Genomic DNA, 10,102 nt, shown 5'->3' on the forward strand with positions numbered 1-10,102 from the left:
TCCTCTTTGAACGCCTTCATATAGGATCCGGAGAGAGCCCAGTGGTCCCCCAAATTATAGGTGAGACCCAGGCCTAGATGCTGTTCCACAATAGCCGGGAAGACGACATTGTTGAAGACATCCTTTTCGTCGATCGGGGACTCGGCCCAGTTGTATCCGATACGCAGGGTCAGATCCTTGTTGACCGCATAGCGGGCGCCTAGGGCCACCACAACCTGATTGTCCCAGCCGAAGGGAAGATCGATACTCTTTGCGTTCGGGTTGACAGCTCCCGAAAGCGTATTCACCGTGGTGAAGTCTCCGGACAGCTCGACCTCGTCATGCGTAGACTTCCAGTTGATCCACTTGACATCCGCTTCCAGGGTCAGGGCATCCATAGGCTTGATCGCGATCCCGATGGCGGCCTGCTGGGGAAAGTCCATGTCCAACTTATAGGTGCCGCCGTTGCTGTACGCCAGGTTATCCCCGTCTGGAAAATTATTTACGGAACCGTTGCGGTACTTCATGTCCGGGAACCACTGCTTAGAAATATAAGAGGCGCCCACGCTCACCATATCGTTGACCTTGTAGATGGCACCCAGGGAGACCCCTCCGCCGTAAACTCCGGTGGCGCGGGGCAGAGCCAAACTCGCTGCGTCGAAGATCTCGTAGAACTCCACCTGTTGGTAGTCGAAGTCCAGGCTCACGCCCAGGGCCAGTTGCTCGTTCACCTTCCAGGCAAGAGTAGGAGCCATCTTCCATAACTGGATGGACGAGTACATGTCGGCATCGCCGAACACGCTGCCGGCATTAATGATATCATAATCCACACCCAGACCGGCCGTGGCGTACATGCCGCCTCCGAAGAAGACATCGTCACGACCGAAGGCCGGAGCCGTCCACCCGAAGGCGGGGATGCCGTAGAGTTCAGATCCTCCTGATGTCTCCTCTCCGGGTCCGCCCAATGCTGAATTTAATTTTTTAAAATCCACTGAACGCTCAGGCATAAAGGCCTCTCCATTGAAGTCGGCGCGGTTACCGATTACAGCCATACCCGCGGGGTTGGTGATGGCGGTCATGGCATCTTCAGGCGCGGCGGTCACGGCGCCCCCCATCCCCTTCTGGGTGGAGCCGATACCCATCAATTGATAACCATTGGTGGCAAAAGATGTGGCGGTAAAACAAAACAGGAATAAAAAGAGACTTGCGGAAAAAAGGGTTCGTTTCATGTTCTTCCTCCTCTCTTAAGGGTTTGAATGATAGAGAAACTTTCCCTCGGAAAACCAGGATCTTTTTTTATCCCGATAATCACCCCCTTTGCTCTCTGTTCCCTCTCCTCCATAAAGCCGTTTCATCACCTCTTCATGGAGGGAAAAATCATAAAAAATGTTCTTATTTCAAGATGTTGGATAGAATCTTAAACATATACCTTTAAAAATCATAAAACAGGTATTTGATTATGTCAAGATTTATTTATATTTTTTTGATGGATTAAAAAGCTATGGATTCTGGATCAATTGCAGCAGCGACTTGTAGATCCTGCTTGAGAAGTTGGGGTCCCGGGCAAGAAAGATACTCCCGGTTCTGTACGGATTGTCCCACAGGTAGAAGCGCATCCTCCAGAACTGGTCGAGGATCCCGACCCGGACCTCGCCCTCTTCGATGAAAATCAGGATCTCGATCGGGAACTGTGTCAGATGATAGATGCCGCTGCAGGGGTCCCGGTTAAGAATGGCCGGCCACTTCAGACCGCTGTAGTTCAATGCCTGATCCTCCGAATTCTTCTGAGTCACCCCGAGGATACAGGCCTGATCTTGGATCATGGTTCGGGAGACCACCCTCCATCCGGATTCATTTTTTGATGAAGTCTTCACGATCCGGTCACAGACGTCTTTTAAGACAGCGGTAGAATCCTTGCGGATCGGCACGGTCTTGATGATATCCAGATGGTCCAGGAACCGGCTCCAAAAGAAACGGACGTCCCGGTCATTACGGATGGGGGGGAGCTGCTGCGTGAGAATAGTCCCTTCCATCCCCTTGACGCAGAAGGTGACCAAATCTTCTCTCACCTCCCTGGCCAGGCCGATCATCTCGTCCTGTTCCGAAAAAGGAAGGTCTGCAAAAAAAACCTTGGTGAGGAACTCGGGATTGGTAAAAACCACCACGACCTTGGACCCTTCTTCATAAACACCGATCCGGACCGGAAGAAAGATCAGGTGACGGGGCCCCTTGGCAAGGACCGCCCGGTCATAGTCTGCGTTGTGGATGAGATAGACTCTCGCCCGGGTGCGGCAGATATCGGGCGTATCCAGGTCCCAGTTGGATATCAGTTCCCAGTCGGACTGGCTGATATTGGTCTCTATTCTTGAACAGACGGACTCAAAAGAAGCCTCCACCTCCAAAGCCTTCTGGTAGAGACCGTAGCTCTGCCCCGGATCGAGCCGCTCTTTGATGTCCCTCCGGAAGTCATCCAGGAAGGCATACAGTGACGTCTGAAAACCAAAAATCAGAATGAACAGGTAAAACCATGACCATTTGAGATGCCTCATGAACCCCTCCCGAATCATTGACGGCCTCTATCATTTCGTCATGCAATCTACCACAAGCTTCCAAGGTTGACAAGGAACTATTTTGGTCCTGCTTTCCTTGCTGCAAAAAAAAAATAATCGTGTCTTTGAGTGTTTATGGCTTTCCCCATAAAAAAACCCTGCCGGTTCAATCCCGGCAGGGTTTGATAAAACTAATGAACTGACTCAGCTATTTGCCGGACTTCCCGGTCACCATATTCTCAACATCGGAGAAGATGATGGATGGAATCAGGGTGTTCTTTGCAAAGGCCGCATATCCTGAATCCCAGAAGTAGAGCTGCATTCTCCACATCTCACCGTACTGGGCGATCTGCCACTTTCCGTTCTTCCCTTGATAAATCACGAGTTCCAGGGGAAGGGCGGGCGCATGATCCACGCCTGGATATTTGTTATTATCTTTCTTGTCGCCGAAACGGAAATCAGAATTGATGTTCACGCATTTGAGTTCCGTGTAGGTATTGGTGATCCCCATCCAGCCGATTTTATCGTTGAACTTCTTCACGGCCACGACTTTCCACCCCTTCTCAGGATCGGACTGAAGGCTCTTGCTGGCGTTGTTCTTCAACTCATCCATGATCGAATCGAGGCTCGCGGTCCCTTCCATCTCTTTTGCAGTCAGGAGGCTCTCTCTGAAGTCTCTCCACTTGGCCATCATCTTGGCCGGGCCGTCACCGTTATACCCGCGGTACTTACTGGCGCCACGGACCGGTTCCTGCTGTTTGTTCACCACTTTTCCGGGAACGGCCTGAATCACCTGGATAAGTTCGTTTTTGGCCGCAGTCGCAGCGGACATCAAGGCATCTCTGCTCTTTTCGCCTTCAAAGTAAACATTGGCCAGGGCATCCGGGTTGGCGATATTGATGTTGACCTTGCCGTCGCCTTCATAGACCCCGATTCTCATGATCAGAGCTGAAATCGCATCAGAAGACAGGTTGTTGTCCAAGGCAGCCTGATTGAATGCAGGAGAGGTCAGAACATAGGTGCGGCACTTCTGGGCGTTGTCCGGAACCGTAATATCCATCTTTCCGATGAGTTCAAGTTTGGAGCCGGCTAAACTCTTTTCCAGGTCGGCCGTAGCCTCAGCAAAACTCCCATCCGCCTCCAAAACCTTCTGAAAACTGCCGTATTCGTCTTTGGCCATGGCCGAAGAGGCAAGAAAGACCACCAGGGCTAACACGGCCGAAAAAACCATACCACTCTTCCAAAAAATGTGTCTCATAAGTTTCCCTCCCTATAAAGTTTTTATGAATACCAAAAATAACCCACTCATTTCCCTCCTACTGCTCATACTCATTGCTTTATGACTCCCCCCTTTCTTTAATAATTTGAGTGAGAGTTCCTTGATTCCAAAAGGATTGAACTTCTTTCAGTTGTTAATTCTAATATTAGAATAAACTCATAAATACTTAATTTTATTATTTTTTTACGAAAGTATGAAGTAACATACCCAAACCTGAAGCGGCTGTCAAGACTTTTTTCGGAACTTATTTTTCTTTTGGAAGATGAATGGAAACCCCATGAACGGCGTGAGCCGCCTCCATCACGGCCTCAGAGAGGGTGGGATGGGAATGAATCGTCTCCCCGAGGTCATGCACCGTCCCTCCCATCTTCATCAATACCGCTCCTTCATGGACCAGATCCGATGCGTGTGCGCCCATGATATGCATGCCGAGGAGCCGGTCGGTCTTGGCATCGGCGATGATCTTGGCCATCCCGGTGATCTTTCCCATGGCATGGGACTTGCCGAGCCCTCGGAAAGGAAAGCTCCCTATCCGGACTTCATATCCCTGTTCCCTTGCCTGCTGCTCGGTCAGTCCCACCATGCCGATCTCCGGCATGGTGAATATGGCCGAAGGAACCACGGTATAATCCATGACCCGATCCCCGCCCATGGCATTTTCCACGGCGGTCATCCCTTCTGCAGAGGCTACATGCGCCAGCATGATCCCGCCGACCACATCACCGATGGCATAGATCCCAGGGATATTGGTCTGCATCCGTTCATTGACTTTGATCTCCCCTCTGGGGCCTCGGTCAATACCCACGCCTTCAAGGTTCAATCCCTCGGTATTGAATGCCCGTCCTATGGAAACCAGGACCTGATCCGAGACCAGCTCTTCCCCGTTCCCCAAGCTGGCGACCATCTTTCCGCCGGCCCTCTCTTTCACGGATTGGATCTTCTGATTACAGTGGAGTTTGATCTTGTTCTTTTTCAACTCCCTTTCCAGGAGCATGGAAATCTCCTCATCGGCAAGGGAGACGGCATGGGGCAGCATCTCCACCATGGTCACCTCGGCCCCCATGGCGTTCAGAATAAAGGCGAACTCACAGCCGATCACACCGGCCCCGATAATGAGCAGGGTTTCCGGGACTTTCTTGAGCAGCAGGGCCTCATCGCTTGAGATGATCTTTCCACCGTCAAAGGGGAAGACGGGGATATCGGCCGGACGCGAGCCTGTGGCCAGAATGATGCAGTCGGCGGAGACCTTCTCTTCATTCCCGTCATGGAGTTTGACCCGCACGGTCTTTCGGTCCTCAAGAGAGCCTTTCCCCTCTAACAGCCGGATCTTGCTGCTCTTGAAGAGCGAGCGGATCCCCTTGACCTGCGTGGCCACGATCTTGTTCTTCCGGTCCATGATGGCCTGAAGGTTGAAGGTGACCTCCCCGCTGACCTCTATACCATAATCCTCGGCATGGCGGACCAAAGAGAGGGCCTCGGCCGAATAGACCAGGGCCTTGGTCGGGATGCATCCCCAGTTCAGGCAGGTCCCTCCGACCTCCTGATCTTCCACAACCGTTACTTCCGCTCCAAGCTGCGCGGCCCGGATGGCGGCCACATACCCGCCCGGCCCGGCGCCGATCATCACGATTCGTTTAGACATTCAGTTCCCTCTTGCGTTATCTTTTTAGGTTCTTCTCCCATTTAGTGGGTAAAAAGGGTTCGAGGATTCCAGGGTTCAAGGATTCAAGTGAAATACTAAAACGCAAGCAAAATCTCCAGAGAAAGACACTGGAACCCTTGACCCCTGATGTTTTCATCCACTCTTTTGGAGATGATCTAAAATTACAAATTCCCGTCATGACAGAAAAAAAGGGATCCTTTTTGAGAATCCCTTTTTGATCATTGCCAAGACATGGGCTATTCGCCTTCTTCTTCCAGAAACTTCTGATAGGCAGCGGCATCCATGAGAACTTTGATTTCGGATGGATCAGAGAGCTTCAACCGGACGATCCAACCGTCCCCGTAGGGGCTTTCATTGATCGTATCCGGAGAATCCTCGATATCCTCGTTGACCTCGATCACGGTCCCGCTGACGGGCGCGATCACCGAAGAGGTGGCCTTTGTGGATTCCACCTCTGCCATCTCATCACCCGCCTCAAATTCATCTTCCTCTTCAGGGACATCCACATAGACGATGTCTCCCAAGCTCTCCTGGGCAAAATCCGTGATACCGATCGTCCCCTCATCGTCCTCAACTCGTACCCAGGTATGGTCCTTCGAATATTTCAGATCCTCTGGATACATCCCCAGCACCTCCTTTTTAATGGTTGAGACCTCTTCCAGATCACCAACAATAAATCTGAAAACGCGCTGATCTTATACAACATGTTTTTATCTGTCAAGTGTAAAAAAACCGGAAAGTCAAAACAAAGATTTTGAGATAAAACCGTTAGAAAAACCAGAACCTTTTGGGTTTGGGAAGCCTTTTGGCCGGGGCCGGGTCTATGCTTTGGCAGCGAAGAACCGCTTCCGGATAGTCCTTGACCAGCCTCATGGCCCCCGTTTCTCCGATGATCTGCCCGGCCGCACGAACCGCAGGGGAAAGATCGGGCCTCCTCCAACCGGTAGAATGGGCATCCGAGGCAATGAAATGCACGGCATCCGCCTCGATCATCCTGCAGGCAAAGCGTTCGCAATCCTTGCCGAATTCCCCGGTCAGGCTCATGGCCGTGACCTGGCACAGGGCCCCCTGGTCCAGCAGATCAAGAAGGATCTCCTCCCGTTTCAAAATCACCTGATTTCTTTCGGGATGAGTGATCACCGGCACCAAGCTGCTCCCGATCATCCTCTGGACCACCTCGTTTAGCTTCGGCGGCAGGACCATGGAGGGGAGTTCCATCAGAAAATACCGGCTGTTATTCAGGGTCAGCGCCTGGTTTGTCTGTATCATCTCCACCATGTCGGGAATTAGGTGCAAATCAGCGCCGACATAGAGGTTCAAGGGGATCCCTTCAGATTCAAGGGCCTCACGGGTCTTAACATAGGCATTCAGGATCGACTCCCTGCTGGTTGAAAAGAGACCGTTGAACATATGCGGGGTGGCAAAAACCGTTGTAATCCCATGGTCAACGGCCATGCGGCACATATCGAGGGTTTCCTGTAAATTCTCAGGTCCGTCGTCCAGTCCCGGGAGAATATGGCAGTGGATATCGATCATGAATTCAGTTGTCAGTTGTCAGTTGTCAGCAAATACAAATCTTTTATGAAACATACCTCTTCTCCAATACTTCAGTCAACCCAAGATTCCAAAATGTGATAACTGCCGAAGGCAGCAAGGATAGAGAAAGGCGGGTCATGCGGCGCAAAGTGGTCCTGTTCGTAAATGTGGTGGCGTACCGAGAGGGTCGTAGGGCGGTCTCATCAAGGCGCGCGACTGAGGTGTACCCCCTGTGGTACGCCGCAAGGAGCGAAACGCAGAGGAGGCGGCCCTACGGCACTCGAATACCACCATATTTACGAATAGGGCCACTAATGGACGGAGTCCCGGAGCGGCAAGCATCATGCCATTTTCATTGATTCTTTTTCAATAGGTATGGTATCTTTTTTATTCTTGAAGAGAGACCTATGGATATTCTGGATATGGTTCAGAGCAAGGTGGAAGAGGATCAACGGATCAGCCCTGACGAGGCATTGGCCCTGATGGAGTCCCATGACCTCCTCAGGCTGGGGAGGATCGCCTCTATCCGGCGCCAGGCCAAAAACGGGAACCTCGCTTATTTTATCGTCAACCGCCACATCAATCACACCAATATCTGTGTGAACCGCTGCGCCTTCTGCGCCTTCAGCCGGGATGAGAAGGATCCGGATGCCTATACCATGGATCTCTCCGAGGTCATCAAAAGGGCTGAGCTGGGCGCGGCAGAGGGCGCCACGGAGTTTCATATTGTGGGGGGGCTGCACCCCCATCTCCCCTTCGATTATTACCTGGATCTCCTTTCCGCGCTCCGGCAGCGTTTCCCCCATATCCACATCCAGGCATTCACCGCCGTGGAAATAGACTATTTCAGCCGGATCACAGGACTCCCCCTCGAAGATCTGCTAAGAGAACTCAAACAGGCCGGTCTCGGATCCCTCCCCGGAGGGGGCGCCGAAATCTTCGGCCCCAAGGTCAGGCAAATCATCTGCCCTGAGAAGATCTCAGGTGAGCGATGGCTTGAAATCATGGAAGCGGCTCACGGAGCAGGTCTCAAATCCAACGCCACCATGCTTTATGGCCATCTGGAGAATCTTAAAGACCGGGTTGATCATATGTCAAGGCTCCGGGATCTGCAGGACCGTACCGGCGGATTCCAGGCCTTTATCCCCTTGGCCTTCCACCCGGAAAACACGCGTATCCCCCAAACCGGAATGACCACGGGTCTGGACGATCTCAAAACCCTGGCGGTCAGCCGGATATTCCTGGATAATTTCGGCCACATCAAGGCCTTCTGGATCATGCTCGGAGAAAAAATCGCGCAGGTCTCGCTCCTATTCGGTGTGGACGACATAGACGGCACCGTTGTGGAAGAAAAGATCACCCATGCCGCCGGGGCCATGACCTCCGAGGTCCTCTCACGAGAGGCCCTGGTCCGGATGATTCAAAAGGCAGGCAAGATTCCTGTGGAACGGGATACGCTTTATCACGAGATCAGACGGTATGATAATGAAAATTAGATTATCTCTAAAAAATGGGTGAAAACATAAGGGGCCGAGGGTCCCAGGGTTCAAGGGTTCCAGTGTTTTTCTCTGGAGATTTTGCTTGCTTTTCAGTATTTCACTTGACCCCTTGAACCCTGGAATCCTCGAACCCTTTTTACCCACTAAATGGGAGAAGAACCTTAATTTTAAATTTGCCGTAAAATTTTATCTATGAACCTGAACACTACAAATGCGATAGAAGAAAAGATCCGGGAAGAAAAACGCCTTACCCAAGAGGAGGGGTTGTTTCTCCTGGAGAAGGCCGACCTTCTGACGCTTGGAGAGTGGGCGCAGCGGAGCAGGCGCCGGAAACACCCGGACCAGACCGTGACCTTCATCATAGACCGGAACATCAATTACACCAACATCTGCATCAACCGGTGCCGTTTCTGCGCTTTCTACCGCTCCAAAGGAGACCCGGACGCCTATCTCCTCTCCCGGGAAGAGACATTCAGGAAAATCCAGGAGACCCTGAATCTGGGCGGGACCCAGATCCTGATGCAGGGGGGGCTTCATCCGGACCTCTCCATTGAATACTTCGAAGAACTCTTCCATGAGATCAAAACGAGATACCCAATCCACATCCACGCCCTGTCTCCCCCTGAGATCGTTCATCTCTCCCGTCAGTCCGATCTCTCCATCCGGGATGTGCTGACCAGGCTGAAGGCCTCAGGACTCGATTCCATCCCCGGCGGCGGCGCGGAGATCCTCGTAGACCGCGTCCGCTCCCGGATCAGCCCCAACAAGATCTCGCAGAAGATCTGGCTCGACGTCATGAGGGAGGCGCATGGGCTCGGCATCCCGGCTTCTGCCACCATGATGTTCGGAAGCATAGAAGAACCGGAAGATGTGATTCAGCACCTGATCCGGATCCGGGATCTGCAGGACGAGACCGGCGGTTTTACCGCCTTCATCCCGTGGAGTTATCAACCTGGGAATACCGAACTGGGGGGCGAGACCGTTACAGGGGTGGAGTATCTCAGGGTCCTCTCCATTTCCCGGCTCCTGCTGGACAATATTGACAACATTCAGGCCTCATGGGTCACACAGGGGGCCAAGATGGGGCAGGCGGCCCTGTTCTTCGGCGCCAATGACTTCGGAAGCACCATGATTGAGGAGAACGTGGTCTCGGCCACCGGGGTCTCCTACCGGATGAGCGCCGAGGAAATCATCCGGCTGATCCGGGATGCGGGATTCCAAGCGGCACAAAGGAATACGACCTATCAGATCTTAAAGAGGTTTTAAAAAGAGGGACTTCTTTCATCTGGTGGGTAGAAAGGAGTCAAGGAGTCAAGGGGTCGAGGGGTCGAGGGGTCAAGGGGTCAAGGAGTCAAGGAGTCAAGGAGTCAAGGAGTCAAGGGTTCAAGGGGTCAAGGATTCCAGGGGTCAAGTGAAGTGCTCAAACACTACAAGGAGTTAAAGGAAGGGCCCCAGTCTTATCAATTATGCTTGGAGATTTACAAATTGCGAATTGGAGACACAAGTATTACTCGCTGGAGATCTTGGTTATATCAGGGATGAGAAGTTAAAGAGACTTAAGAGTGATATCGAGGAGGTTGAGCGGATGCTCAAGGCA

At 52.2% G+C, this 10,102-nt stretch carries 8 protein-coding genes; 2 read left to right on the top strand and 6 right to left on the bottom strand.

Going from position 1 to position 10,102, the window contains the following annotated elements; all coding sequences use genetic code 11:
* The 6 genes from AUK29_03295 to AUK29_03320 all read right to left on the bottom strand — a co-directional run.
* The coding region (locus tag AUK29_03295) for a hypothetical protein (GenBank protein ID OIP65087.1) at positions 1–1,208 on the bottom strand (1,208 nt) is incomplete at its 3' end.
* A 270-nt stretch (positions 1,209–1,478) separates the two neighbouring features.
* Positions 1,479–2,546: a hypothetical protein gene (locus AUK29_03300; GenBank protein ID OIP65088.1), complete on the bottom strand. Its 1,068-nt coding sequence runs from the start codon at positions 2,544–2,546 to the stop codon at positions 1,479–1,481.
* A gap of 190 nt (positions 2,547–2,736) precedes the next feature.
* Positions 2,737–3,759, bottom strand: a complete 1,023-nt coding sequence (locus tag AUK29_03305; protein ID OIP65089.1) for a hypothetical protein — start codon at positions 3,757–3,759, stop codon at positions 2,737–2,739.
* Positions 3,760–4,051: 292 nt separating this feature from the next.
* Positions 4,052–5,449 carry a dihydrolipoyl dehydrogenase gene (locus AUK29_03310; GenBank protein ID OIP65090.1) on the bottom strand — a complete coding sequence of 466 codons (1,398 nt, stop codon included), beginning with the start codon at positions 5,447–5,449 and terminating at the stop codon, positions 4,052–4,054.
* Between the two features lie 257 nt (positions 5,450–5,706).
* Positions 5,707–6,093, bottom strand: a complete 387-nt coding sequence (locus tag AUK29_03315; protein OIP65091.1) for a glycine cleavage system protein H — start codon at positions 6,091–6,093, stop codon at positions 5,707–5,709.
* 145 nt (positions 6,094–6,238) lie between these two features.
* Entirely contained in the window at positions 6,239–7,006 is a 768-nt protein-coding gene (locus tag AUK29_03320; GenBank protein OIP65092.1) for a hypothetical protein, read from the bottom strand.
* A gap of 407 nt (positions 7,007–7,413) precedes the next feature.
* On the opposite strand from AUK29_03320, the gene AUK29_03325 reads away from it, so the two are divergent.
* Both AUK29_03325 and AUK29_03330 read left to right on the top strand, forming a co-directional pair.
* A complete protein-coding gene (locus AUK29_03325) occupies positions 7,414–8,502 on the top strand; it encodes an aminofutalosine synthase MqnE (GenBank protein ID OIP65093.1) in 1,089 nt (362 codons plus the stop codon).
* 195 nt (positions 8,503–8,697) lie between these two features.
* Positions 8,698–9,771: a dehypoxanthine futalosine cyclase gene (locus AUK29_03330; GenBank protein OIP65094.1), complete on the top strand. Its 1,074-nt coding sequence runs from the start codon at positions 8,698–8,700 to the stop codon at positions 9,769–9,771.
* Positions 9,772–10,102: the final 331 nt, after the last annotated feature.

The organism is Nitrospirae bacterium CG2_30_53_67 (genome assembly GCA_001873285.1).
GTDB lineage: Bacteria > CG2-30-53-67 > CG2-30-53-67 > CG2-30-53-67 > CG2-30-53-67 > CG2-30-53-67.